At 71.4% G+C, this 25,304-nt stretch carries 25 protein-coding genes; 10 read left to right on the forward strand and 15 right to left on the reverse strand.

The window, feature by feature from the left end; all coding sequences use genetic code 11:
• The first annotated feature begins 38 nt into the window (after positions 1-38).
• The 5 genes from ADK54_RS31120 to cseC all read left to right on the forward strand — a co-directional run bounded on the left by ADK54_RS31120 (position 39) and on the right by cseC (position 4,682).
• Positions 39-953 carry an A/G-specific adenine glycosylase gene (locus ADK54_RS31120; RefSeq protein ID WP_053729127.1) on the forward strand — a complete coding sequence of 305 codons (915 nt, stop codon included), beginning with the start codon at positions 39-41 and terminating at the stop codon, positions 951-953.
• Positions 954-1,204: 251 nt separating this feature from the next.
• Positions 1,205-1,762 (forward strand): SigE family RNA polymerase sigma factor, encoded by a 558-nt coding sequence (locus tag ADK54_RS31125; RefSeq protein ID WP_053729102.1) that lies wholly within the window; start codon positions 1,205-1,207, stop codon positions 1,760-1,762.
• Positions 1,750-2,421: a hypothetical protein gene (locus ADK54_RS31130; RefSeq protein ID WP_053729103.1), complete on the forward strand. Its 672-nt coding sequence runs from the start codon at positions 1,750-1,752 to the stop codon at positions 2,419-2,421. Before ADK54_RS31125 ends, ADK54_RS31130 begins: the two co-directional genes overlap by 13 nt.
• A 119-nt stretch (positions 2,422-2,540) precedes the next feature.
• On the forward strand, positions 2,541-3,245 hold the full coding sequence (gene cseB, locus ADK54_RS31135) for a two-component system response regulator CseB (protein ID WP_053729104.1): 705 nt from the start codon (positions 2,541-2,543) through the stop codon (positions 3,243-3,245).
• A gap of 105 nt (positions 3,246-3,350) precedes the next feature.
• Positions 3,351-4,682, forward strand: coding sequence for a two-component system sensor histidine kinase CseC (gene cseC, locus ADK54_RS31140; protein ID WP_053729105.1), 1,332 nt, complete (start codon positions 3,351-3,353; stop codon positions 4,680-4,682).
• Positions 4,683-4,859: 177 nt separating this feature from the next.
• Here the strand turns inward: cseC and ADK54_RS31145 are convergent, their stop codons facing one another.
• Positions 4,860-6,464 carry an MDR family MFS transporter gene (locus ADK54_RS31145; protein ID WP_053729106.1) on the reverse strand — a complete coding sequence of 535 codons (1,605 nt, stop codon included), beginning with the start codon at positions 6,462-6,464 and terminating at the stop codon, positions 4,860-4,862.
• Positions 6,465-6,637: 173 nt separating this feature from the next.
• On the opposite strand from ADK54_RS31145, the gene ADK54_RS31150 reads away from it, so the two are divergent.
• Positions 6,638-7,201: a TetR/AcrR family transcriptional regulator gene (locus ADK54_RS31150; protein ID WP_053729107.1), complete on the forward strand. Its 564-nt coding sequence runs from the start codon at positions 6,638-6,640 to the stop codon at positions 7,199-7,201.
• A 4-nt stretch (positions 7,202-7,205) separates the two neighbouring features.
• On the opposite strand, the gene ADK54_RS31155 is transcribed toward ADK54_RS31150, so the two are convergent.
• Together ADK54_RS31155 and ADK54_RS47820 are read right to left on the reverse strand one after the other, a co-directional pair.
• Positions 7,206-7,856 (reverse strand): M23 family metallopeptidase, encoded by a 651-nt coding sequence (locus tag ADK54_RS31155; protein WP_053729108.1) that lies wholly within the window; start codon positions 7,854-7,856, stop codon positions 7,206-7,208.
• Between the two features lie 268 nt (positions 7,857-8,124).
• Positions 8,125-8,223, reverse strand: a complete 99-nt coding sequence (locus tag ADK54_RS47820; protein ID WP_234392272.1) for an FBP domain-containing protein — start codon at positions 8,221-8,223, stop codon at positions 8,125-8,127.
• A gap of 131 nt (positions 8,224-8,354) precedes the next feature.
• Here ADK54_RS47820 and ADK54_RS31160 point away from each other — a divergent pair, with 131 nt between their 5' ends.
• Positions 8,355-8,741 carry a trypco2 family protein gene (locus tag ADK54_RS31160; RefSeq protein ID WP_053729109.1) on the forward strand — a complete coding sequence of 129 codons (387 nt, stop codon included), beginning with the start codon at positions 8,355-8,357 and terminating at the stop codon, positions 8,739-8,741.
• Positions 8,738-11,971, forward strand: a complete 3,234-nt coding sequence (locus ADK54_RS31165) for an NACHT domain-containing protein (protein WP_063802087.1) — start codon at positions 8,738-8,740, stop codon at positions 11,969-11,971. The genes ADK54_RS31160 and ADK54_RS31165 overlap by 4 nt, the downstream gene beginning before the upstream one ends.
• A 136-nt stretch (positions 11,972-12,107) precedes the next feature.
• Here the strand turns inward: ADK54_RS31165 and ADK54_RS31170 are convergent, their stop codons facing one another.
• Positions 12,108-14,636, reverse strand: coding sequence for an ATP-dependent Clp protease ATP-binding subunit (locus ADK54_RS31170; protein ID WP_053729110.1), 2,529 nt, complete (start codon positions 14,634-14,636; stop codon positions 12,108-12,110).
• 430 nt (positions 14,637-15,066) lie between these two features.
• On the opposite strand from ADK54_RS31170, the gene ADK54_RS31175 reads away from it, so the two are divergent.
• Entirely contained in the window at positions 15,067-15,699 is a 633-nt protein-coding gene (locus ADK54_RS31175) for an SCO3374 family protein (protein ID WP_053729111.1), read from the forward strand.
• Here the strand turns inward: ADK54_RS31175 and ADK54_RS31180 are convergent.
• The 10 genes from ADK54_RS31180 to ADK54_RS31220 form a co-directional block, all read right to left on the reverse strand.
• A complete protein-coding gene (locus ADK54_RS31180) occupies positions 15,678-16,019 on the reverse strand; it encodes a histone-like nucleoid-structuring protein Lsr2 (protein ID WP_053729112.1) in 342 nt (113 codons plus the stop codon). The genes ADK54_RS31175 and ADK54_RS31180 overlap by 22 nt on opposite strands.
• 153 nt (positions 16,020-16,172) lie before the next feature.
• On the reverse strand, positions 16,173-16,703 hold the full coding sequence (locus ADK54_RS31185) for an amino-acid N-acetyltransferase (RefSeq protein ID WP_053729113.1): 531 nt from the start codon (positions 16,701-16,703) through the stop codon (positions 16,173-16,175).
• 9 nt (positions 16,704-16,712) lie between these two features.
• Positions 16,713-17,156, reverse strand: a complete 444-nt coding sequence (locus ADK54_RS31190) for a BlaI/MecI/CopY family transcriptional regulator (protein ID WP_053729114.1) — start codon at positions 17,154-17,156, stop codon at positions 16,713-16,715.
• A 124-nt stretch (positions 17,157-17,280) separates the two neighbouring features.
• Entirely contained in the window at positions 17,281-17,454 is a 174-nt protein-coding gene (locus ADK54_RS46910) for a hypothetical protein (protein ID WP_199827068.1), read from the reverse strand.
• Between the two features lie 13 nt (positions 17,455-17,467).
• Positions 17,468-18,058 carry a hypothetical protein gene (locus ADK54_RS31195; protein WP_053729115.1) on the reverse strand — a complete coding sequence of 197 codons (591 nt, stop codon included), beginning with the start codon at positions 18,056-18,058 and terminating at the stop codon, positions 17,468-17,470.
• A gap of 122 nt (positions 18,059-18,180) precedes the next feature.
• Positions 18,181-18,987: a type III pantothenate kinase gene (locus tag ADK54_RS31200; RefSeq protein ID WP_053729116.1), complete on the reverse strand. Its 807-nt coding sequence runs from the start codon at positions 18,985-18,987 to the stop codon at positions 18,181-18,183.
• Positions 18,987-20,012: a carboxylating nicotinate-nucleotide diphosphorylase gene (gene nadC / locus ADK54_RS31205; RefSeq protein ID WP_053729117.1), complete on the reverse strand. Its 1,026-nt coding sequence runs from the start codon at positions 20,010-20,012 to the stop codon at positions 18,987-18,989. The genes ADK54_RS31200 and nadC overlap by 1 nt, the downstream gene beginning before the upstream one ends.
• Positions 20,013-20,014: 2 nt before the next feature.
• Positions 20,015-21,712 (reverse strand): L-aspartate oxidase, encoded by a 1,698-nt coding sequence (locus ADK54_RS31210; RefSeq protein WP_053729118.1) that lies wholly within the window; start codon positions 21,710-21,712, stop codon positions 20,015-20,017.
• The gene (panC, locus tag ADK54_RS31215; RefSeq protein WP_053729119.1) at positions 21,709-22,695 is read right to left on the reverse strand and encodes a pantoate--beta-alanine ligase; all 987 of its coding nucleotides are present in this window, start codon (positions 22,693-22,695) and stop codon (positions 21,709-21,711) included. Before panC ends, ADK54_RS31210 begins: the two co-directional genes overlap by 4 nt.
• The gene (locus ADK54_RS31220; protein ID WP_053729120.1) at positions 22,692-23,615 is read right to left on the reverse strand and encodes a Rossmann-like and DUF2520 domain-containing protein; all 924 of its coding nucleotides are present in this window, start codon (positions 23,613-23,615) and stop codon (positions 22,692-22,694) included. Before ADK54_RS31220 ends, panC begins: the two co-directional genes overlap by 4 nt.
• Before the next feature lie 132 nt (positions 23,616-23,747).
• On the opposite strand from ADK54_RS31220, the gene ADK54_RS31225 reads away from it, so the two are divergent.
• Positions 23,748-24,950, forward strand: coding sequence for a threonine aldolase family protein (locus ADK54_RS31225; RefSeq protein WP_078966778.1), 1,203 nt, complete (start codon positions 23,748-23,750; stop codon positions 24,948-24,950).
• Between the two features lie 59 nt (positions 24,951-25,009).
• On the opposite strand, the gene ADK54_RS31230 is transcribed toward ADK54_RS31225, so the two are convergent.
• The gene (locus ADK54_RS31230) at positions 25,010-25,240 is read right to left on the reverse strand and encodes a hypothetical protein (RefSeq protein WP_053729121.1); all 231 of its coding nucleotides are present in this window, start codon (positions 25,238-25,240) and stop codon (positions 25,010-25,012) included.
• Positions 25,241-25,304: the final 64 nt, after the last annotated feature.

Genomic DNA, 25,304 nt, shown 5'->3' on the forward strand with positions numbered 1-25,304 from the left:
CGATGAACATTCTGCCGACGAGGCCGACCGTGCCCAGCATGCCCATGAACGAGAAGAACGCCACGAACCCGCAGACCGAGCCCGCCGTGCTGCACGAATCCGTCATCGGATGGTTCGGCGAGCACGCCCGCGACCTGCCCTGGCGGCGCCCCGAAGCGGGCGCCTGGGGCGTGATGGTCAGCGAGTTCATGCTCCAGCAGACCCCGGTCAGCCGGGTGCTCCCGGTGTACGAGCAGTGGCTGGCGCGCTGGCCGCGCCCGGCCGACCTGGCCGCCGAGGCGCCCGGCGAGGCCGTCCGCGCCTGGGGCCGGCTCGGCTATCCGCGCCGGGCGCTGCGGCTGCACGGAGCGGCCCTCGCCATAACGGAACGGCACGGCGGCGACGTACCGGCGGATCACGGGCAGCTGCTCTCGCTGCCCGGCATCGGCGAGTACACGGCGGCCGCCGTCGCCTCGTTCGCGTACGGGCAGCGACACGCCGTCCTGGACACCAACGTGCGCCGGGTGTTCGCCCGCGCCGTCACCGGGGTCCAGTACCCGCCGACCGCGACCACCGCGGCCGAGCGGCGCCTGGCCCGCGCGCTGCTGCCCGAGGACGAGGCCACCGCGGCCCGCTGGGCCGCCGCCTCCATGGAGCTCGGCGCGCTGGTCTGCACGGCGAAGAACGAGACGTGCCTGCGCTGCCCGATCGCCGCGCAGTGCGCCTGGCGGCTCGCCGGAAAGCCCGCGCACGAGGGCCCCGCCCGGCGCGGCCAGACGTATGCGGGCACCGACCGTCAGGTGCGCGGCCGGCTCCTCGCGGTGCTGCGCGATGCCACCGGTTCCGTACCGCAGTCGGCGCTGGACGCGGTGTGGCACGAGCCGGTGCAACGGGCCCGGGCGCTCGACGGGCTCGTCGCGGACGGTCTCGTGGAGCCGCTCGAAGACGGCTTCTACCGCCTGCCGCAGTCGTGACCAGAGCCGTGATCGCGGCGACGACCACCCCGGCCGCCGTCCTGCCCGACTGTGTCCGTAACGCCCGAAAGAGCGGCGTTACCCCTGGAAAACGGCGGTAAACCTCGGCTGTTACACAACCGATGGCTCTCCGTGCGTCTGCCGACGGCTGCTCCGCACAGCCCCGTGACAAGTCCTCCGTAGCTTCATTGACGTAAGCGACCAGCAGGACGAGCGGGACCAGCTCACGGGGACGACGGAGGCGGTTGGGTATGGCGCAGGGCGAGGTGCTTGAGTTCGAGGAGTACGTACGCACCCGGCAGGACGCGCTTCTTCGGAGTGCCCGGCGGCTCGTTCCGGACCCGGTGGACGCGCAGGACCTGCTGCAGACCGCGCTGGCCCGCACCTACGGCCGCTGGGACGGCATCGCCGACAAGACGCTCGCCGACGCGTACCTGCGCCGGGTCATGATCAACACCCGGACCGAGTGGTGGCGGGCCCGCAAGCTCGAAGAGGTGCCGACCGAGCAGCTGCCCGACGCCCGCGTCGAGGACGGCTCCGAGCAGCGCGCCGACCGCGCCCTGCTCATGGACGTCCTGAAGGTCCTGGCCCCCAAGCAGCGCAGCGTCGTCGTGCTGCGACACTGGGAGCAGATGAGCACCGAGGAGACGGCCGCCGCCCTCGGCATGTCGGCCGGCACGGTCAAGAGCACGCTGCACCGGGCGCTGGCCCGGCTCCGCCAGGAGCTGGAGAGCCGCGAGCTGGACTTCCGTGCGCTGGAGCGCGGTTACACGGGCGAGGTAAAGGGGCGGGAGCGGTGCGCGGCCTGAGCAGGCACAGCGGGGGCGCTTTGACGGCGGGGACCACGGCACTGGCCGGGCTCTCCGCCCTCGGGCTGCTCATGGCCGGCTGCTCCACCGGCGGCACCGGCACCCGGGACGAGGGCGAGGCCCCGAAGTCGGACAAGGTCTCCCACGCCACGCCGTCGCCGAGCGCGACCAGCCCGGCGCCGTTCACCAAGGTCGACCCGGTGAAGCTGCTCAAGGCCGACCCGAAGGTCAGCGCCCGGGTCAAGGCCCAGCTCAAGCCCTGCACCAAGGACGAGTACCCGATCGACGTGACGTACGGGCACCTGACCGGCGCGACCGGCCAGGACGTCATCGTGAACGTCATGAACTGCGCGGACGCCGTCGGCCTCGGCGCGTATGTGTACCGCGCATCGGGCGCCTCGTACGACAACGTCTTCACCGCCGAGGAGACGCCCGTGTACGCCGAGATCGACCGGGGCGACCTGGTGGTGACCCGACAGCAGTACGCGGCCGGTGACAAGCCGGCGTTCGCGTCCAGCGAGGTCGTGACGACCTACCACTGGACGGCCGGTGCGGGCGGTTCGGGCGGTAAATTCGCCCAGCAGGACCAGGTGGAGAACGACTACAGCAAGGCGGTCGGCGGCAACGAGACCGCCGCCCCCGTGCCCGCCACCCCCTGATCCGGCCGCCCGGATCGGCAACCGTCGCCGTGGGCATGCCGCAGACTGGTACTGCGCCCGGCCCCAGCACGACGGCCGGGCGACGGAAGAGACCGCCGGAGAACTGAGAGAGCAGCGCGATGGCCGAAACCCATGTTCTGTTCGTCGAGGACGACGACGTCATCCGTGAAGCCACCCAGCTCGCCCTTGAGCGGGACGGCTTCACCGTGACCGCCATGCCCGACGGGCTCTCCGGGCTGGAGGCGTTCCGCGCCGACCGGCCGGACATCGCCCTGCTCGACGTGATGCTGCCGGGCCTCGACGGCGTCAGCCTGTGCCGCCGGATCCGCGACGAGTCGACCGTGCCGGTCATCATGCTGTCCGCGCGGGCCGACTCCATCGACGTCGTCCTCGGCCTGGAGGCCGGCGCGGACGACTACGTCACCAAGCCGTTCGACGGCGCCGTCCTGGTCGCCCGGATCCGCGCGGTGCTGCGCCGCTTCGGGCACGCGGGCGGGCCGGGCACCGCCACCGAGACGCCCGAGGAGGCGCCCGAGCGCGGGGTGCTCGCCTTCGGCGACATCGAGATCGACACCGAGGGCATGGAGGTCCGCAAGGGCGGCGAGACCGTCGCGCTGACCCCGACCGAGATGCGGCTGCTGCTCGAATTCTCCTCGGCGCCCGGCACCGTACTGTCCCGCGACAAGCTCCTTGAGCGGGTCTGGGACTACGGCTGGGGCGGTGACACCCGGGTCGTGGACGTCCACGTCCAGCGGCTGCGCACCAAGATCGGGCAGGACCGGATCGAGACCGTCCGTGGCTTCGGCTACAAGTTGAAGGCGTGATGGGCAAGTGAGGCGCCCCGCGCCGCAGGCCGGCCGCCGCGGGCTCCGGGATCTCCCGGGGCCCGGCCCCCGTACCCGCGCCGAAGCCGAACAGGAGCACGTCGCATGAGGTGGCCGGCCCTGCGGACCGGCGTCCGCTGGAAGATCAGCATCGCGATCACCGCGGTCGGCGCGCTCACCGTGATGGCGCTGAGCCTCGTCGTGCACAACGCGGCCCGCGTCTCCATGCTCGACAACGCCCGCGAAGTGCAGATGGAGCGGCTCAACTTCGCGCAGAACTACTACGAGACCAGCAACAAGCGGGTCCGCTTCGGCACCAAGCTGAACGATCCCGCGCTGCCGGCCGTGCTGAAGTCCAAGGCGCTGCAGGGCCGCAAGGTCTCGTCCGTGCAGGAGCGCGGCAGCGGCCCGCCCGACATCTGGGCCGCCGTGCCGGTGGGCAACGGCGACGTGCTGTCGCTGCACTCCACCTTCACCGACCGCAGCTCCAACGTGATGGCCGACCTCGACCGCGCCCTGGTCATCGGCTCGGTCGCGGTCGTCTTCGGCGGCTGCGCGCTCGGCATCCTCATCGGCGGCCAGATCTCGCGCAGGCTCCGCAAGGCGGCGGACGCCGCGGGCAAGGTCGCCGAGGGCAACACGGAGGTACGGGTCAGGGACGCCATCGGCGGTGTCGTGCGCGACGAGACCGACGAGCTCGCCCGCGCCGTGGACGCGCTCACCGACGCGCTGCAGGAGCGCATCGAGGCCGAGCGCCGGGTCACCGCCGACATCGCGCACGAGCTGCGCACCCCGGTCACCGGGCTGCTCACCGCCGCCGAACTCCTGCCGCCCGGCCGCCCCACCGAGCTGGTGCGCAACCGGGCGCAGGCCATGCGCACGCTGGTCGAGGACGTCCTGGAGGTGGCCCGGCTCGACAGCGCCTCCGAGCGGGCCGAGCTGCAGGACATCGCGCTCGGCGAGTTCGTGAGCCGGCGGGTCGCCGTGTTCGACCCCGAGGTGAAGGTGCGGGTCGTCCACGAGTCGTGGGTCTCCACCGACCCCCGCCGCCTGGAACGCATCCTGGGCAACCTGCTCGGCAACGCCGCCAAGCACGGCGAGGGGCCGGTGGAGGTCACCGTCGAGGGCCGGGTCGTACGGGTCCGCGACCATGGCTCCGGCTTCCCCGAGGCGCTGCTCCGCGAGGGGCCGAGCCGGTTCCGTACGGGGTCGAGCGACCGGGCGGGCAACGGGCACGGCCTGGGTCTGACGATCGCCGCGGGCCAGGCCAAGGTGCTCGGTGCCCGGCTCACCTTCCGCAACGTGGCCCCCGAGGGCGCGCCCCACGTGCCGGGCACGGGCGGCGCGATCGCGGTGCTCTGGCTCCCGGAACACGCGCCGACGAACACGGGCAGCTTCCCGGTCCAGCCGCCGCCGAAGGACGCGCGGCAGGTGTAGTCGTTACGCGTATACGTGGTCCGTACGCGCACCGATCAGCGCCGAGCCGACGCTCGGCTCGGCCGGCCGCCTGGCGACGGCACTGCTGATCTCGGCGCTGGTCCCGCTGGCCGGCCGGGGTGGAAGAGCCCCCTGGGCTCCGCCACCCCCAACGGCGGAGCCCCAGCGTTGGCGTACCTAAGCCACCGGCTCCGAGAGGGCCGCCGCGTCCGCCGGGGCGGACTTCTCCGGCTCGGGGGCCGGGGCGGAGCCCCGCAGCGGGACCTCCTTGACGAAGAGGGCCGCCACGAACATGGCCACCGCGATGATCGAACCGACCAGGAACGTCCCGTGCGTACCGGAGGACACCGCGTACTGGTACGCCTCACGTACCGGAGCCGGCAGCTTCGCCAGGCTCGCCTGGTCCAGCTGGGCGTTGGCCAGCTTGCCCGCGCCCGAAGAGGCCGCCGAGCCGAGGCGGCGCGTCATCTCGTCGCCCACCCGGTTGGTGAAGATCGCGCCCATGATCGAGACGCCGAAGGACGAGCCGAGCGTACGGAAGAGGGTCGTGGAGGACGAGGCGACGCCCATGTCCTTCATCTCGACGCTGTTCTGCGCGACCAGCATCGTGATCTGCATCAGGAAGCCCATGCCCGCGCCGAGCACCGCCATGTAGACACCGGACATGAGCCGGGTCGTGGTGGTGTCCATCGTGGAGAGCAGGAACAGGCCGACCACGACCAGCGCGCCGCCCAGGATCGGGAAGATCTTGTACTTGCCGCTGTTGGTGGTGACCCGGCCCGCGATGAGCGAGACGACCATCATCGAGAGCAGCATCGGAAGCAGCAGCAGACCGGAGTTGGTGGCCGAGGCACCCTGTACGGACTGCTGGTACAGCGGCAGGAACAGCATCGCGCCGAACATCACGAAGCCGGTGAGGAAGCCGATCCCGGACATCAGCGAGAAGTTGCGGTTGCGGAAGATGTGCAGCGGCACGATCGGCTCGGCGGCCTTCGTCTCGACGAAGAGGAAGCCGACGATCGAGGCAACGCCGAGCGCGATGAGCTCCATGATGATCGCGGAGCCCCACGAGTACTGCGAGCCGCCCCACGTGGTGACCAGGACGATCGAGGTGATGCCGACGGTCAGCAGGATCGTGCCGAGGTAGTCGATCCGCCCGCGCGCCCGCTTCTTGGGCAGGTGCAGTACGGCGGTGACCATGGCGAGCGCGACCGCGCCCAGCGGGATGTTGATGTAGAACGTCCAGCGCCAGCCGAGGTGGTCGGTGATGGCGCCGCCGACCAGCGGGCCGCCGATCATCGCGAGCGCCATGACGCCGGCCATCATGCCCTGGTACTTGCCGCGGTCCCGGGGCGGAATCAGGTCGCCGATGATCGCCATGACGCCGACCATCAGGCCGCCAGCGCCGAGGCCCTGGATCGCGCGGAAGCCGATGAGCTGGGCCATGTCCTGCGCCATGCCGCTGAGCGCGGAGCCGATCAGGAAGATCACTATGGAGGTGAGGAAGGCGCCCTTGCGCCCGTACATGTCGCCGAGCTTGCCCCAGATCGGCGTGGACGCGGCGGTGGCCAGGGTGTACGCGGTCACCACCCAGGACAGGTGCTCAAGCCCGCCGAGCTCGCCCACGATCGTCGGCATCGCCGTGTTCACGATCATGTTGTCCAGCATCGCGAGCAGCATCGCGATCATGAGCGCGAGCAGCACGACGCGGACGCTGCGGGGCTGTGGCCCGTCGGTCACCCCCGCCTCGGCCGCCGTTTCTTCCGGTATCCCCGTCGCCATCGTCCCCAACTCCCTGAAACCTGCCGTCCACCGGGCGAGGCACTTACTTGTCGCCCGGCTAGTTACCACTACACTGGGGAAGGTAGACCCCAACTTGCCGGGCGTCAAGTAAGTAAAATGACAAACGGCACGGCCGTCGGGGGACGGCGGCCGTACGCATTCGGGAGAGCGGCATGGCCAGAGGAAACACCCGCCAGCGGATCCAGGACGTTGCCCTGGAGCTCTTCGGTGAGCAGGGGTACGAGAAGACCTCGCTGCGCGAGATCGCCGAGCGGCTCGATGTGACGAAGGCCGCGCTCTACTACCACTTCAAGACCAAGGAAGACATCATCATCAGCCTCTTCCAGGACCTCACCAGGCCCATGGACGAGGTGATCGAGTGGGGCCGCACGCAGCCGAAGACGCTGGACGTGAAGCTGGAGATCCTGGGCCGCTACAGCGAGGCCTTGATCGGGGCCGAGCCGCTCTTCCGTTTCATGCAGGAGAACCAGGCGACCATGCGCGAACTGAGCATCGGCGAGATGTTCAAGGAGCGGATGCACGCGATGGTCGACCTGCTCAAGGACCCGGACTCCGCCATGGCCGACCGCATCCGGTGCTTCACGGCGCTGTTCTCGATGCACGCCGGGATGTTCGTCCTCAAAGACATGGAAGGCGACCCCGAGGAGAAGCGCACCAGCATCCTCGAAGTCGCCAACGACCTGGTCGTCCAGGCCCACCACAACACCCGCGCATAGGCGGTCAGACGGTCACGCCCACCGTCCGCAGGAACGCGACCGGGTTGACGGCCGAGCCGTAGTTCGGCGTCTTGCGGATCTCGAAGTGCAGGTGCGGGCCGCTGGAGTTGCCGGTGTTGCCGGACAGCGCGATGCGCTCGCCGGTGGCCACGCCCTGGCCGATCCGTACGTTGATCTTCGACAGGTGGGCGTACTGCGAGTACGTGTTGTCGGCGTGCCGGATCACGATCGCGTTGCCGTACGCGGGGCCGTCGCCGGCGCCGACCGGGCCGGCCTTGACGACGGTTCCGGCGTGCGCGGCGGAGACGGGCGTGCCGCTGGGCACCGCGAAGTCCTGCCCGGAGTGCTTGCTCGCCCACATCGAACCGCCCAGGCCGAAGCTCGCGCTCAGCGTGTAGCGCGCGACCGGGTGCACCCAGGAGGCGGCCTTGGCCTGCTTCACCGCGGCAGCCTTCGTCTGAGCCTTGGCCTGCTTGGCGACCGCGTTCGTGGTGGCGGAGGCGGTCGCGAGCGGCGCCGCGTTCACCTCGTCGGCGACCGCGACACCCGTGCCGAGGAGGGCGGCGCCCCCCATCGCGGCGACGGCGGTCACGGCCGCGGCACGCAGACGGAACGCGGACGGGCGGGCGGGCTTGGACGGGGTGCGCTGGGGCATGCGGGAGCTCTTCCGTACGGCGACAGGGTCGGCCACCGAACGAGGCCGGCGGCGTGCGAGGACCCGGCACGCACAACGGCACACCGGGTCGCCCCACCTTGGTAACCCAAACCCCCATTGCCACCCAAACCGCCCATCTACTAACGAAAGCCGTAACGATCAGAACGGGAATACCGCGAATCCCCGGCCAACAACGCCTATGTCGCCTAGTAGGCGCGAAACCCCCTGTGCGCCTTGTCACCGCCGCCGGGTCGCAAGCCCGTCCCTTTCAGGACCAAGGTCCCGCGAGCCTCGCCAGGCGCGCGAACTCGCCCTTGGGGCAGTTGATGAACGATGCGCGGATGTCCCGCTCGGTTACGGCCTTCATGCCGCGGGACGCTGATACTAGGACCATTAGGCAGCAACCTAACATTTCGAGGCCGAGCGCCGCAGGCGCACGCCTCTGTCCCAACTCCCGTTCACAGAGCCAGAATTGGGGTGAGGCGAGGGGGCCGCACCATGACCGGCGACAGACATACCGACGACGCGCATGACGACGGCACGCACGAGGACGGCACGCACGCATTCGACGGGATCGAGCTGGCCGACGCCATCGAGTCCGTACGCGATCAGCTCACCGAAGCCGCCGCCCGGGCCACCGGGCAGCCGCTGGTCTTCGAACTCGGCGACATCCAGATGGAGTTCACGCTCGAACTGCGCAAGGAAGTCAAGGGCGGCCTCAAGGTCCGGGCCTGGGTGGTGGACGCGGGCGCCGACGCCGGGCGCAGCACGGGGCGTACGCACAAGGTGTCCTTCACCCTGAAGCCGCACGCCGCCGACGACGGCGCCGCCTGGAAGGTCGGCAACGACCGGCCCGGCGGCGGCTTCGGGACCGGGCCGCGGTGAGTACGTCACTGCCCACGACCGCCGACCGGGTCGTGGCCGTGCTGTCCGACGGGCACCAGGGCAGCGGGGTCATCGTGTCCCCGTGGCTGGTGCTGACCTGTGCGCACAACCTGGTCGGCGCCCCGCCGGTCCGGCTCGCGCACCCCGCGATCGGCGAGGTGACCGCCCAAGTCCTGTGGCAGGACGCCCAGTTGGACGCCGCGCTGATCTACAGCGCCGAGGAGCTGCTGCCCGGCCTTCTGCGGCTCGGCACCGTCGACACCGCGCAGTCGCTGCCCGGCTGCGAGATCATCGGCTTCCCCGACATCCAGCGCTACGGCGCGGACCACCACCTCGACTACGACCAGTTCGTGGGCACGGTCCTGCCGGTCGCGGGCAGCCTGCGCGACGACCTGGTCTGCGAGCTGCACCGGCCCCCTGCCGCCGAGCGCGCGGACGGCAGCTCGCCGCTCGCGGGTCTGTCCGGCGCGCCGCTCTTCGCGGCGGCCACCCTGCTCGGCCTGGTCAAGGAGATCCCGCGCGGGCGCGGCCACCGCCGGGTGGTGTGCGTGCCGCTGCGGGGCATCTTCGCCTCGGAGGGATTCCGCGCCGCGTTCGCCACGCTCGCCGCCGTGACCACCCTCGAACTGGTCACCGGCGTCCCCCCGGAGGACCAGCGCTACGAGCACGAGTACGCCGAGGCGATCGGCGCCTCGTACCGCAAGACGAAGATCTTCGGCCTGGACGAGCTGAACAAGCGGGACTCCGAATGGGACCTCGACACCGCCTACCTCAGCCTGGAGGCCAGACCCAAGGCCACCGAGCCCCCGCAGGCCGGCCGCCCCCTGATGGACAGCGCGCCGCAGCGCATCGACACCCTGCTCGCCTCCCGACCCCGGGTCCTGATCCGCGGCGAGGCGGGCGCCGGGAAGACCACCCTGGTGTGGTGGCTCGCGGCGCACGCGGCGGCCGGCCGGCTCGGCCCGGGGCTCGCGGACCTCAACGCGCTCGTCCCGTTCGTGGTGCCGCTGCGCACCCTGCGCGCCCAGGGCGCCACCTTCCCGCTGCCCGCCCAACTCCCCACCGCCGCACGGCTCGTGGTGGACGCGGCGCCCGAGGGCTGGGCCGGGCGCGTCCTGAAGACCGGGCAGGCGCTGCTCCTGGTCGACGGCCTCGACGAGGTTCCCCAGGAGGACCGCGAGGAGGCGCACCGCTGGCTCGCCGCCCTCCTGGACCGCTATCCGCGCACGCGCTGCGTGGTGACGGTGCGGCCGATGGCGGTCGAGCCGGACTGGCTGAAGTACGCGGGCTTCGAGGAGCTCAGGCTGCTCCCCATGAACGACGAGGACATCACCGCGTTCATCGCCGCCTGGCACCGCGCGGCCCGCCTCGACAGCGGCCCGCACGAGGACCTGGACGAGCTGGAGCGCGACCTGTCCGAACAGTTCAAACAGAACAGCACCCTGCGGGGCCTGGCCCGCACCCCGCTGCTGTGCGCGGTGATCTGCGCCCTGCACCGGCTGCGCCAGGGCTTCCTGCCGGACACCCGCTGGAAGCTGTACGAGGCGGCTTTACGGATGCTGCTCGGCAACCGGGACCAGCAGCGCAAGGTCGAGGCGCCCGAGGGCATCCAGATCAGCGCGGACGAGTGCACCGAGCTGCTCCAGCGGATCGCGGTGTGGCTGGTGCGCGAGGGCCAGTCGGAGTTCTCCCGCGACCAGGCGCTGCGCCAGCTCAAGCGGGCCCTGTCGGGCATGGAGAACGTACGCGGCCAGGGCACCCCCGAAGACGTGCTGCGGCATCTGCTCAACCGCAGCGGGCTGCTCCAGGAACGCGCCGACGACGTCTTCCAGTTCACCCACCGCACCTTCCAGGACTTCCTGGCCGCCAAGGAGTTCGTGGAGGACGGCCACCTGGGCGAGCTCCTGCGGCACGCCTCCGAGGAGCAGCAGTGGCAGGACGTGATCCTGCTCGCCGCCGGGCACTGCGGCCGCCGCGACCGGCCGGTCCTCATCAACGGCCTCCTGGACGCGGGCTCCCGCCGGCAGAGCCACCAGGACAAGGCGAAGATCCACGTGCTCGCGGCCCGCTGCGCCCAGCACGCCGCCTACCTGGACGAGACGACCGCCCGCCGGGTCCGCGAGCACATCAGCGCGCTGCTCCCGCCCCGCGACCTGGAGACCGTCACGCTCCTGGCCCGCCTCGGCCCGACCGTCCTCGATCACTTGCCGGCCCCGTGCGAGACGCCCCCCGAAGCACTGGCGAACGTCGTCGGGCTCATCAACCGGGTCGGCAACGCGGAGTCCATCGAGCACGCCCGCGCCTGGTCCGCCGCCCACCCGGACGCCGTCGACCTGTTCGCCACCGAGTGGTCGCGCTACCCCGCCGAGCGGTACGCCCGCGAGGTGCTCGCCCGCCTCGACCTGCGCGAGGCCCGGCTGCACGTGGAGACCCGCTGGCAGCTCGCCCAGCTCCCGCACGTCCCCGACGCCCGCCGGCTGTGGATCACCGTGCCGCCCGACCTCACCGCGGACGAGCTGCACACCGCGCTGCGCGGCAGGAAGGTGGCGGCCCTGCGCCTGAACGGCTGCGAGAGCCTCACCGACCTGGCGTTCCTGCGGGACAGTGCGGAACGCCTCGAAGACCTGGAGGTGCTGCGGGGTTCGGGACTGCGCGACCTCTCCCAGCTCGCCCGGCTGCCGGGCCTGACCTCGCTCGGACTGCTCGACGTGTCCGCCCAGGAGGTCGACCTGGCCCCGCTCGGCGAGCTCCCCGCGCTGCGCACCCTGCTGTTCGGCAGCAGCACCGACCTGCACCTGGCGCAGCTGCCGGTCCTGAACGGCGTCACCACCCTGCACCTGGAGGCCGACCAGGTCGCCGGCTTCGACGCCCTGAGCCACTGGCCCGCCCTCAGCTACCTGGAGCTCGCCCCCTCCTCCTCGGCCACCACCCGGCGGCTCCTGGCGTACGTACGCGGGCGGCCCGGCATCACCCGGCTCGGGGTCGCGCTCAGCTCGGTGGCGGCCCTCGCCGGGGTGGCGCCGCTGCCCAGCGTGCGCCACCTCGACCTGTGGCTCGCCAACTCCGACGGCGACCTCGGCGCGGTCCTCACGGTGTTCCCCGCGCTGACGACAGTGGACCTCGCGGTGGGCATCGTCCAGGCCGGCTCCTGGAACCCGGCCGCCCTGCTGCGTCGCCCCGGCCTGACGGTCACGGTCAACGGCGGGCCGCCACCACCCGAACTCACCTGAGAAATAAGGGAGTTGGTGCGCTGCCGTTGCGTTACGAAGGCGCTTCCACAGCGGCACGAAAAAGGGGCTGCCCCGGTTCGTACGTTCGTCACGTACAAGCCGGGGCAGCCCCTTCAGGCAAGGCCTCCGGAGAGGACTACGCCTCCTTGCTCAGGTTCGGACCCGCGCCGCCGGCGGCCGCGTCCTCGATCGGCGGGACGTCGGGCAGAGCCGACTTCTCCTCGCCGCGGAAGGTGAACTTCTTCTCCTCACCCTCGCCCTCGGTGCCGATGACCACGATGTGACCGGGGCGCAGCTCACCGAAGAGGATCTTCTCGGAGAGGATGTCCTCGATCTCCCGCTGGATCGTCCGGCGCAGCGGCCGGGCGCCCATGATCGGGTCGTAGCCCTTCTTGGCGAGCAGCGACTTGGCCTCGGCATTGAGCTCGATGCCCATGTCGCGGTCCTTGAGGCGCTCGTCCACCTTGGCGATCATGAGGTCGACGATCTCGATGATGTCTTCCTCGGTGAGCTGGTGGAAGACCACCGTGTCGTCGACACGGTTGAGGAACTCGGGGCGGAAGTGCTGCTTCAGCTCCTCGTTGACCTTGGCCTTCATGCGCTCGTAGCCGGTCTTGACGTCGCCCTGGGCGGCGAAGCCCAGGTTGAAGCCCTTGGAGATGTCCCGGGTCCCGAGGTTGGTCGTCATGATGATGACCGTGTTCTTGAAGTCCACGACCCGGCCCTGGGAGTCGGTCAGGCGACCGTCTTCCAGAATCTGGAGCAGGGAATTGAAGATATCGGGGTGGGCCTTCTCGACCTCGTCGAAGAGGACGACGGAGAACGGCTTGCGGCGCACCTTCTCGGTGAGCTGGCCGCCCTCTTCGTAACCCACGTAGCCGGGGGGCGAACCGAAGAGGCGGGAAACCGTGTGCTTCTCGCTGAACTCCGACATGTCGAGGGAGATCAGTGCGTCCTCGTCGCCGAAGAGGAATTCGGCGAGCGTCTTGGACAGCTCGGTCTTACCGACACCGGACGGGCCCGCGAAGATGAACGAACCGCCGGGGCGCTTCGGGTCCTTCAGGCCGGCACGGGTACGCCGGATGGCCTGCGAGAGCGCCTTGATGGCGTCCTTCTGGCCGATGACGCGCTTGTGCAGCTCGTCTTCCATGCGGAGCAGCCGCGAGGACTCCTCCTCGGTGAGCTTGAAGACCGGGATGCCCGTGGCCGTGGCCAGGACCTCGGCGATCAGCTCGCCGTCGACCTCGGCGACGACGTCCATGTCGCCGGCCTTCCACTCCTTCTCGCGCTTGGCCTTCGCGGCGAGCAGCTGCTTCTCCTTGTCGCGGAGAGAGGCCGCCTTCTCGAAGTCCTGGGAGTCGATCGCCGACTCCTTGTCGCGGCGCACGCCCGCGATCTTCTCGTCGAACTCGCGGAGGTCCGGCGGCGCGGTCATCCGGCGGATGCGCATCCGGGAACCGGCCTCGTCGATCAGGTCGATCGCCTTGTCCGGCAGGAAGCGGTCCGAGATGTACCGGTCGGCCAGCGTCGCGGCCTGGACGAGGGCCTCGTCCGTGATCGAGACGCGGTGGTGGGCCTCGTAGCGGTCGCGCAGACCCTTGAGGATCTCGATGGTGTGCGGCAGCGACGGCTCGGCGACCTGGATCGGCTGGAAGCGGCGCTCAAGGGCCGCGTCCTTCTCCAGGTGCTTGCGGTACTCGTCGAGGGTGGTGGCACCGATGGTCTGGAGCTCACCGCGGGCCAGCATCGGCTTGAGGATGCTCGCCGCGTCGATCGCGCCCTCGGCGGCACCCGCACCCACCAGGGTGTGGAGCTCGTCGATGAACAGGATGATGTCGCCGCGGGTGCGGATCTCCTTGAGGACCTTCTTCAGGCGCTCCTCGAAGTCACCGCGGTAGCGGGATCCGGCGACCAGGGCGCCGAGGTCCAGCGTGTACAGGTGCTTGTCCTTGAGCGTCTCGGGCACCTCGCCCTTGACGATCGCCTGGGCCAGGCCCTCGACGACGGCGGTCTTGCCGACGCCGGGCTCGCCGATGAGCACCGGGTTGTTCTTGGTACGGCGCGACAGGACCTGCATGACGCGCTCGATCTCCTTCTCGCGCCCGATGACCGGGTCGAGCTTGGATTCGCGAGCGGCCTGCGTCAGGTTGCGGCCGAACTGGTCGAGCACCAGGGACGTGGAGGGAGTGCCCTCCGCAGGGCCGCCGGCGGTGGCGGCTTCCTTGCCCTGGTAGCCGGAGAGCAGCTGGATGACCTGCTGCCGCACCCGGTTGAGATCGGCGCCCAGCTTCACGAGGACCTGGGCGGCGACGCCCTCGCCCTCGCGGATCAGGCCGAGCAGGATGTGCTCGGTGCCGATGTAGTTGTGGCCGAGCTGGAGGGCCTCGCGGAGCGACAGCTCCAGGACCTTCTTGGCACGGGGCGTGAAGGGGATGTGCCCGGACGGGGCCTGCTGGCCCTGGCCGATGATCTCCTCCACCTGCTGGCGGACCGCCTCGAGCGAAATCCCGAGGCTCTCCAGGGCCTTAGCGGCGACACCCTCACCCTCGTGGATCAGGCCCAGGAGGATGTGCTCGGTGCCGATGTAGTTGTGGTTGAGCATCCGGGCTTCTTCCTGAGCCAGGACGACAACCCGCCGCGCGCGGTCGGTGAACCTCTCGAACATCGTTAATCGCTCCTCAGAGCGGTCGGGCAGTAAGGGGGCGGTCCCCTCCCTGTCCTTCCGCATGCTAGTCCCGCAGGGCGGGACAGCTCATTCCAACTGCCGACACCCGTTCATTGCCTCCCGGCCCGAACAGCCGACAACTGCTCCAACCCGATGGTGCGAGACGATGTTCCCGCAGGCCAGGCAGATACCCCTGTCTCCAGTACGCCGATGGCGAACGTGAGACCGCCTGACGAGCGTGTCGCCCCTCCCCACTAGGAATGTCTTACCCGTCCGGACTGACACTCCATGCGGCGCACCCCGGTTCCGTAAGCTACGGGCGAACAACCTTGCGCCCGCTCACGCCCCCAAGCGCCGCACTTTCCACAACGGAGCGCAGTCGTCCGGAAACTCAGCGTAACCCAGCGACGTTTCTCCAGTTGCTCCGGGCATGGCCTTCACCGTGCCGGCACCTCGCGCCCCCCTGGATGGCCCGCTCGCGCAGTGGTACGAACGCGAGCTCGGCTGGGCCGTTTCGTCCGGTCCCCCCGTCCAGCTGCTCACCGGACTGCGCTTCGACGTCCTGGAGCTCCCGGCGACCGCCGGATTCGCCTTGCTGAAGCGGCACGAGCGGACGGGACCGGTCGCCCTGGTGGGGTGCCGGATGCGGCTGCTCGTGGCGGCCGGAAGCGCGGACGAGCTGCCGGGGCTGCTCGACTGGCTGGAGTGGGGCGGCGTCGGCCTCGATCTGACGGCCGTCGGCGCCGGAGGCCGGATCACCGCACCCGTGCCGCCGGGATGGTCCGGCTCGCGGGGGGCCGCCGTCTGGCTGCGGCCCCCCGAGCCCGGGTGCGAGGTGGAAGCGCGGCTGCCCTCATTCACCGGATTCACTCAGTGCGGTGGTGCCGGTGAAAAGGGTGCTTCCCAGGGTCCGGGGACCCTGCCGGGCGGTCGCGCCGCGTGCCTCAGCCTCGTGAGGCTGGTGGCAGCGGCGGCGACGGAATGCCACCGGGCCCGGTTGTTTCACGCGAAATCCCCAGGTGGTGCGGGGAACGCGGGAACTCAGCCGTTCTGCTTCTCGTAGGCCTCACGGATTTCGGCCGGGACGCGTCCGCGGTCGTTCACGTTGTAACCCTGCTCCTTGGCCCACTTGCGGATCTCGGCAGTGTTCTGGTTGCCGGTGCCGAGCAGCGCGCCACGGGCCTTGCCGCGACCGCCCGCCGCGCGGCCACCGGTGCGCCGGCCGCTCTTCACGTACGGCTCAAGGAGACCCCGGAGCTTGTCCGCGTTGGCGGTGGTGAGGTCGATCTCGAAGCTCTTCCCGTCAAGAGCGAACGTCACGGTCTCGTCAGCCTCGCCACCGTCGAGGTCATCGACAAGAAGGACCTGAACCTTCTGTGCCACCGGATTTCCTTTCATCGAAAATGCAGTACGCGGAAAGGAAACCGCTTTTGCCTGGAAAACACAAACCCCCAGGAGAGGTTCAGGATCCTTGCTCTGCGGGAAACGTACGCGATTCGGACATAGGGTTCTGACAGCTTCCTGCCGCTTCCCCGATCACAGGTGCAGAAGCATCCGGGTGTTGCCCAAGGTGTTCGGCTTCACTCGTTCGAGACCGAGGAACTCGGCGACGCCCTCGTCATAGGAGCGCAGCAGCTCGCTGTAGACATCTGTGTCGACGGTATCGACCGGAGTCTCCCCGATCTCCGTGAACCCGTGCTTCGTGAAGAAGGCGACCTCGAAGGTAAGACAGAAAACCCGGCGCACTCCGAGCCAGCGCGCGGTCTGGAGCAGCTTGCCGAGTACGAGATGTCCGATCCCGGATCCGTGGAACTCGGGGTCCACGGCAAGAGTGCGCACTTCGGCGAGGTCTTCCCACATCACGTGCAGCGCCCCGCACCCCACCACCCGGGCGTCCGAGTCGCGTTCCGCCACCCAGAACTCCTGGATGGACTCGTAAAGGGTGACCGTTGCTTTGTCGAGCAGGATCCCGTCGCCGACGTACGCATCGAGAAGGCTTCGCACGGACGGTACATCGCCGGTCCTGGCCCGGCGGACGGTGACCGCATTTGCGGCGGGATAAGACATGCCTGGACGCTATCGCCCCGCACTGTCCCCGGGCGCATCGCCCTCTCGGGACTCTTCGGATCCGTGTTCGGCTTCGCGGTCCCGTTCTGGTTCCGGCTCCTGCACCATGCGCACGGCATCGCGCAGCGCTTCGCGCTCCTCGGGGGACATCATGCCGAAGAAGGCGACGAGTGCGGCCGCCCGGTTGTCGCTCTGGGACCAGGCTTCGTTCATCAGGGCCGCGGCGTACGCGGCGCGGGTGGAGACCGCCGTATATCGATAGGCCCGCCCGTCGACTTCCCGGCGGACCCAGCCCTTCTGATGGAGATTGTCCATTACGGTCATGACCGTGGTGTACGCGATGGACCGTTCCTGCTGAAGGTCTTCGAGGACTTCCCGGACGGTCACGGGACGGTTCCACTGCCAGACGCGGGTCATGACGGCGTCTTCCAGCTCTCCCAATTGGCGGGGCACATCTGCACCATAGTGGGAGATGTCGCGAATGGCTGGTTATTTGCAGTTAGCGCGCAGCAAAAAGGGCGCACGTGGGGAAATACCCCGTGCGCCCCCGCTGTGTGTGCCCGTCCGGACGGTGAGGTCAGGACGAGGCGGGCTTCTGCCGGGCGGCCTCGGCGCGGGCGAGCGCGCTGTCCACGGCCGCGTCCTCCTTGCCCTTGTTGGGACCACCCTGGCTCTTCACGATCGTCACGACGAGCGCGATGAAGAAGATGGCCATCACCACGGGGGGCAGAAGCGCGGAAACGTAGTCCATACCGACAGAGTAGCTAGCCCGCCCTGCGCTCCTCTGGCGGGGGCACGGGTCGGCGGCGCGGCGGGAAGACCTCGGAGGGCTTCGGTACGGGGCGGTCCGGCGCGGGGTGCGCGGGGGCCGGGCGGGCCGGGGTGGCGGGGCGCGGCTCGGCGGACTTGTCCTTGCCCTTGTCCGCGGCGCCTCCGTCGACCAGCGTCAGGAGCCGGGTGCGCTGGGCCGGAGCGGTGACCGCGCGGCCGGCCAGGCGGGCCCGCACCGAGCGTTCCGCGATCCGGCGGCAGCGCTCCAGGAGGGCCGCGCAGACCGGGTCCGAGCGCAGCGCGCGCAGGGCGGCCAGGTCGTCGGGCCCGGGGTCGTAGCCGGCCGCCAGGGCGTCCTGGAGCAGCTCGGTGTAGCCGGGCAGCGAGCCGGGCAGCGCGTCACGGTAACGGGCGAGGTCGGCCAGGAGGAAGGCGCGCAGCCGGTCCGCCTCGCGGACGGCCTCGTCCACGGAGTCGGCCAGGCGCAGACAGTCCTGGATGTCCTGGTCCTTGACGGCGGTGGGGTGCAGGGCGATGGCCAGGGCGCGTCGGAGCACACGCAGCTCGTCCGCGCCGAACGCCATGCCGCCTCGGGATCCGTAGGGCGTGGGCATGCGGCGACGATACGACCTGAAAGGACAAAATCCGCTTAACAGGCCGATGCCGGGCGCGTGTCGGGGTGGTCCCGGCGCGCCCGGCCGCCGCTTCAGGAGCGCGAGACGTTGCGTTCGTACACCAGGCGCAGGCCGATCAGCGTCAGCCACGGCTCGTGCTCGTCGATCTCCTCGGCCTCGCCGAGCACCATCGGGGCCAGGCCCCCGGTGGCGATGACGGTGACGTCGTCCGGGTCGCCGTCGGGGCCGACCAGTTCGCGCTTCATGCGCTTGACGACGCCGTCGACCTGGCCCGCGAAGCCGTACACGATGCCGGCCTGCATGGCCTCGACGGTGTTCTTGCCGATCACCGAGCGGGGGCGGGCCACCTCGATCTTGCGGAGCTGGGCGCCCTTGATGCCGAGCGCGTCGACGGAGATCTCGATGCCGGGGGCGATGACGCCGCCGATGTACTCGCCGCGCGCGCTGACCGCGTCGAACGTCGTGCCCGTGCCGAAGTCGACGACGATCGCCGGGCCGCCGTAGAGCTCGACGGCTGCGATCGAGTTGACGATGCGGTCGGCACCGACCTCCTTCGGGTTGTCGGTCAGGACCGGCACGCCCGTCTTGATGCCCGGCTCCACCAGGATCGCGGGGACGTCGCCGTAGTAGCGGCGGGTCACCTCGCGCAGCTCGTGCAGGACGGACGGGACGGTCGCGCAGATCGCGATGCCCTCGATGCCGTCGCCGAGCTCCGCGCCGAGCATCGGGTGGGTGCCCATCAGGCCGTTGAGCAGCACGGCCAGCTCGTCCGCGGTGCGCCGGGCGTCAGTGGAGATCCGCCAGTGCTCGACGACCTCCTCGCCGTCGAACAGGCCGAGGACGGTGTGGGTGTTGCCGACGTCGATCGTGAGCAGCATCAGGCCCGGCCCTCTCCGGCCTCGCGCAGGTCCAGGCCGATGTCGAGGATCGGCGAGGAGTGGGTGAGGGCGCCGACCGCCAGGTAGTCGACGCCGGTCGCGGCGTACTCGGCGGCGTTCGCCAGGGTGAGCCGGCCCGAGGATTCGAGCATCGCGCGGCCCGCGACCAGGGCGACCGCCTCGGCCGTCTGCTCGGGGGTGAAGTTGTCGAGCAGGATCAGGTCGGCCCCCGCGTCCAGGACTTCGGTGACCTGGGGCAGGGTGTCGACCTCGACCTCGACGGCCAGGTCCGGGAAGCGGTCGCGTACGGCCTTGAAGGCCTCGGCGACGCCGCCGGCCGCGACCACGTGGTTGTCCTTGACAAGCGCCGCGTCCGACAGGGACATGCGGTGGTTGACGCCGCCGCCGCAGCGGACCGCGTACTTCTCCAGTGCGCGCAGGCCCGGGGTGGTCTTGCGGGTGTCGCGGACCTTGGCGCCGGTGCCTTCGAGGGCGTCCGCCCAGGCGCGGGTGGCCGTCGCGATGCCGGACAGGCGGCACAGCAGGTTGAGCGCGCTGCGCTCGCCGGTCAGCAGATCGCGGGTGCGGGTCGTGACGCTGATGAGCTTCTGGCCGGCCTCGACGCGGTCGCCATCCGCGACGTGCCGCTCGACCTCGAACTCCTCGGTGCAGACGATGGACAGGATCGCCTCGGCGACGCGCAGGCCCGCGACCGTGCCGGCCTCGCGGGCCGTGAAGTCGCCGGTGGCGACGGCGTCCTGGGGGACGGTGGCCGCCGACGTGACGTCCACGCCGCCGTCCAGGTCCTCCTCGATGGCGAGGTGCGCGATGTCCTCGACCTGGACGGGGTCCAGGCCCGACTCGGCGAGCAGGGCCGCGAGCGCGGGGTCGAGGCCGCACTCGTACACCTCCTCCTCGCCGCCGCAGCCGCAGTCGTCGCCGCAGCCGCCGCCCTGGGCGGGCGCACCGATCTGGATCAGGGGGACGTCCACCGGCTGGGGACGGAGTTCCTCGGGCGTGCTCACGGTTACGGCTCCAGGGGGGTGGCGGCGGTCGGGGGGAAGGTGGCGCTGGCGGTGGGACGGATGTCCAGGGACCGCTCGGGGGTGATGCGGACGACGAGGTGGCGCTGCCAGGCCGCGTCGTCGCGGTCGGGCCGGTCCTCGCGCCAGTGGCAGCCGCGGGTCTCCTCGCGGGCGGCGGCCGCGGCGACCAGGACCCGGGAGACGAGCAGCAGGTTGGTGGTCTCCCACGCCTCGACGCCCGGCACGGCGGCCTTGTGCTCGTCCGCGCGGATCGCCTCCAGGCGGCCGGCCGCCTCGGCGAGGCTGTCGGCGGAGCGCAGCACCCCGGCGCCTTCGGTCATGATCCGCTGGATGTGGATGCGGGCGGCCGGGTCGAGCAGCGGCACGGGCCCGTCGTTCGGACCGGCGGGCAGGCTCGGGTCAACCACCTTGTCCCGTACGGGAGTTGAGGCACCGGCCGCGATGTCCGCCGCGATGTTCTCGGCGAAGACCAGGCCCTCCAGGAGGGAGTTGGAGGCGAGCCGGTTGGCGCCGTGCACGCCGGTGCAGGCGACCTCGCCGCACGCGTACAGGCCGGGCACGGTGGTGCGGCCGCGCAGGTCGGTGCGGATGCCGCCGGAGGCGTAGTGCGCGGCCGGGGCGACCGGGATCGGCTCGGTCACCGGGTCGATGCCGTGCGAGCGGCAGGCGGCCAGGATCGTCGGGAAGCGCTGCTCCCACATCTCGGCGCCGAAGTGCCGGGCGTCCAGGTACATGTGCTCGGCGCCCTGCGCCTGCATCTGGCGGGTGATGGCCTTGGCGACGATGTCGCGCGGGGCGAGCTCCGCCAGTTCGTGCCGGCCGAGCATGAAGCGCGTGCCGGCCGCGTCGACGAGGTGGGCGCCTTCACCGCGTACGGCCTCCGAGACCAGGGGCTGCTGGCCCTCCGAGTCGGCGCCGAGGAACAGGACCGTGGGGTGGAACTGGACGAATTCGAGGTCGGAGATCTCGGCGCCCGCGCGCAGCGCGAGGGCCACGCCGTCGCCCGTGGACACGGACGGGTTGGTGGTCGCCGAGAACACCTGGCCCATGCCGCCGGTCGCGAGGACCACCGCGGGCGCGCGGACCGCGCCGACGCCGTCGTGCTGGCCCTCGCCCATGACGTGCAGGGTGATGCCCGCGGTGCGGCCGTGCTCGTCCTTCAGGAGGTCGAGGACCAGGGCGTTCTCGATGGTGCGCACCGCCTGGGTGCGGACGGCCTCGACGAGCGCGCGGGAGATCTCGGCGCCGGTGGCGTCGCCGCCCGCGTGCGCGATGCGGCGGCGGTGGTGGCCGCCCTCGCGGGTCAGCGAGATCGCGCCCGAGTCGTCGGTGTCGAAGTGGGCGCCGGTGGTGATCAACCGCCGTACGGCGTCCGGGCCCTCGGTGACCAGGAGGCGTACCGCGTCCTCGTCGCACAGGCCCGCGCCGGCCACCAGGGTGTCGTCCAGGTGCTGCTCGGGGGTGTCGCCCTCGCCGAGGGCGGCCGCTATGCCGCCCTGCGCCCAGCGCGTCGAGCCGTCGTCCAGGCGGGCCTTGGTGACGACGACGGTGGCCAGGCCCGCCGCCGTGCAGCGCAGGGCCGCGGTCAGGCCCGCGACGCCGGAGCCGACGACCACGACGTCCGCGTCGATGGCCCAGCCGGGTGCGGGGGCGTCGAGCCGTATTCCGGTGCTTGTCATGCCGGTGCTCCGAACGTGAGCGGGATGTTGTCGATGAGGCGCGTGGTGCCGACGCGGGCGGCCACCGCGAGGATCGCCTCGCCGCCGAACCCCTCGGGGGCCTCCCTGAACGTCGCCGGGTCGACCATCGCCAAGTAGTCGACCACGACCGGGGGTTCGACCTTGGCCGCCTCGTCGAGCACGCCCTGGGCCACGGCCTTGATCGACGCGGGGGACGGCGCGGCCGCGGCGACCGCGTGGGCGTCGGCGGCGGCCCTGGCCTCGCCGATCGCGGTGAGCGCGTCGGCCCGGCCCGAGACCGCGCCCTCGGCGGCGGCCCGCGCGTGCAGGGCGTGCTCGGCGGCGAGCCGGTCGCGGGCCGCGAACAGCGCGCGGGACAGGGCACGCGCCGCGGTCCGCTCCGCCGGGTCGAGGTAGCGGTTGCGGCTGGACAGGGCGAGCCCGTCGTCCTCGCGGACCGTCGGCACGCCGACGATCTCCACGGGGAAGTTCAGATCGCGCACCATGCGCCGGATCAGCGCCAGCTGCTGGGCGTCCTTCTGGCCGTACAGGGCGAGGTCGGGCGCGCTCAGGTGGAGCAGCTTGGCGACGACGGTCAGCATGCCGTCGAAGTGGCCGGGCCGCACGGCGCCCTCCAGGAGCTCGCCCATGGGGCCCGCGGTGACGCGCACTTGGGGCTCGCCGCCGGGATAAACCTCCTCGACGGAGGGCGCGAACACCACGTCGGCGCCCTCGCGTTCGGCGATCGCGCGGTCCGCGTCCAGGGTGCGCGGATAGCGGTCCAGGTCCTCGCCCGCGCCGAACTGCAGCGGGTTGACGAACACCGTGACCACGACCTGCCCGCCGGGACCGGCCAGCTGCCGGGCGGTACGGATCAGGGTCGCGTGGCCCTCGTGGAGCGCGCCCATGGTCATGACGACGGCCCGGCGGCCGGTCCGCTCCAGGGCCGCGAGCTCCGCGGCCGTACGCACCAGGGCGGTCATCTGTCGTCTCCTTCGGCGAGCACCCCGAGCAGGTCCTGGGCGAGCTCGGGCTTGAGCAGTCCGTGGGCGAGCGCCCGGTCGGCGGTCGTACGGGCCATCGCGAGGTATCCGGCGACCGTGCCCGGCGCGTGCTTGCGCAGCTCGGCCACGTGGGCGGCGACCGTGCCGGCGTCGCCGCGCGCGACCGGGCCGGTCAGCGCCGCGTCGCCCGAGCGCAGGGCGTTGTCGAGGGCCGCGCCGAGCAGCGGGCCGAGCATCCGGTCGGGGGCGGCGACGCCGGCCTGGCCGAGGAGCTCCATGGACTGGGCGACCAGCGTGACCAGGTGGTTCGCGCCGAGGGCGAGGGCCGCGTGGTAGAGCGGGCGGTTCGCCTCCTCGATCCACTCGGGCTCGCCGCCCATCTCGATGACCAGCGCCTCGGCGGCGAGGCGCAGCTCCTCGGGGGCGGTCACGCCGAACGAGCAGCCGGCCAGGCGCTGGACGTCCACGCCGGTGCCGGTGAACGTCATCGCCGGGTGCAGCGCGAGGGGGAGCGCGCCGGCCCGCCGGGCCGGGTCCAGGACGGCCGTGCCGTACCGCCCGGAGGTGTGCACCAGGAGCTGGCCCGGCCGGATCGCGCCGGTCTCGGCGAGCCCCTCGACGAGGCCCGGCAGCGCGTCGTCGGGGACGGTCAGCAGGACGAGGTCGGCGCGCCGGAGCACCTCGGCGGGCGGGACCAGCGGCACGTCGGGCAGCAGGGCCGCGGCCCTGCGCACCGACGCGTCGGAGACGCCGGAGACCGCGACCGGGCGGTGCCCGGCCAGCTGGAGGGACGCGGCGAGCGCGGGGCCGACCCGGCCCGCGCCGACGACGCCCACGGTGAGGCGGGCGGGGCGGTCCGCCGGGCTGTGTTCGTGGCGGTGCTCTGGTGGTGCGTTCACGCGGTGGGGGCCTTCCGTTCCAGTCCGCGAGGGGTACCGGACGCCAAACCAAAATCAAACGGCCCCGTCATGCTACGCCCAGGCCCCGGAAACCCCCTTGGTTGTCCACAGGGTGTGGGCGATCATCGCCCCATGGCAGAAACCCATCGGAATTCCCTCCCCGAATCACCCGCCGACACCCCGGGCGGTGCACCGGAGGAAACCCCGGATCAGGCCCACCAGCGCCGCCTGGCCGTCTTCAGGAGCGCCAAGCGCACGCTGGCGGAGCATACGGTCGACCACACCCTCGCGGAGCGCCTGACGGCCCTTCTGGCCGACGGCGCCGAGGTCTACGACCTGGACGAGTTCGCCGACATCTACGGCAACGGCGCGGTGACCGAGCTGGAGCGCCGCACCGCCGAGGAGCTCGGCTTCCCGGCCGCCGTCTTCTTCCCCACCGGCACGATGGCCCAGCAGGTCGCGCTGCGCTGCTGGGCGGCCCGCACCGGCAGCCCCACGGTCGCCCTGCACCCGCTCGCCCACCCCGAAGTGCACGAACGCCAGGCGTTCGGCCAGCTCAGCGGCTTGCGTACGGTCCACCCGACGGACGAGCCCCGGCTGCCCAACGCGGAAGAGGTGCTCGCCTTCGAGGAGCCGTTCGGCACCCTGATGCTGGAGCTTCCGCTGCGCGACGCGGGGTATGTCCTGCCCACTTGGGACGAGCTCGTCGCCGTAGTGGAGGCGGCCCGCGAGCGGGACGCCGTGGTGCACTTCGACGGCGCCCGGATCTGGGAGACCACCGCCCACTTCGGCCGCCCCCTACGGGAGATCGCGGGCCTCGCGGACAGCGTGTACGTGTCCTTCTACAAGACGCTGGGCGGCCTGTCCGGCGCCGTCCTGGTCGGCTCCGAGTCGCTGATCGCCGAGGCCCGCACCTGGCGCCACCGCTACGGCGGCCAGCTCTTCCAGCAGTTCCCCGCCGCCCTGGCGGGCCTGCTCGGCCTGCGCAAGGAACTGCCCGAACTCCCCTCGTACGTGGCCCACGCCAAGGTCGTGGCCGCGGCTGTGAAGGAAGGCCTCGCCGAGGCGGGCGTGCCGTGGTTCCGGGTGCATCCCGAGCCGCCGCACACCCACCAGTTCCAGGTGTGGCTGCCTTACGACACCGAGGTGCTCAACGCCGCCTCCCTGCGGCAGGCCGAGGAGAGCGGCGTCTGCCTGTTCCGCCGCTGGTTCCCGAGCCCCTCGGGCCCCGCGGGCCTGGCCGTCACGGAGGTCACGGTGAACGCCCCAGGCCTCGCGTGGAGCGCCGAGGACGTACGGGCCGCGGTGGCGCAGTTCGTACGGCTGCTGCCGTAGCGGAGGTTTCGGGCGTGCGCTGACCGGAGTCCCGGGCGGCGGCTGGGAAGGCTGCCCGCTCAGCGGCAGGCGGGCGGGTGGTTCCGGGGGTGGTGGGGGGCGAACAGGCGGGCCAGGGCCGCCCGCAGCCGGCCCGTGGCGAGCCGGCCCGCCAGGACCGCCTCGAAGCGGCGGTGGTCCCGCATCCCGCGCAGGACCGCCACGTCGTGGGTGCCCGGCACCGGCGGGGCGGGCGCGCCGAGCCGGGCCGCGCGGTAGCTGTCGATCATGTGCTGCTGCATCACGTCCATGCCTCCACGGTGAACCCGTTCCGGCCGGGCGTCGCGCCGATTGACGAGCCGCGTCAAATGGGAG

This window comes from Streptomyces sp. WM6378 (assembly GCF_001279695.1).
Lineage (GTDB): Bacteria > Actinomycetota > Actinomycetes > Streptomycetales > Streptomycetaceae > Streptomyces.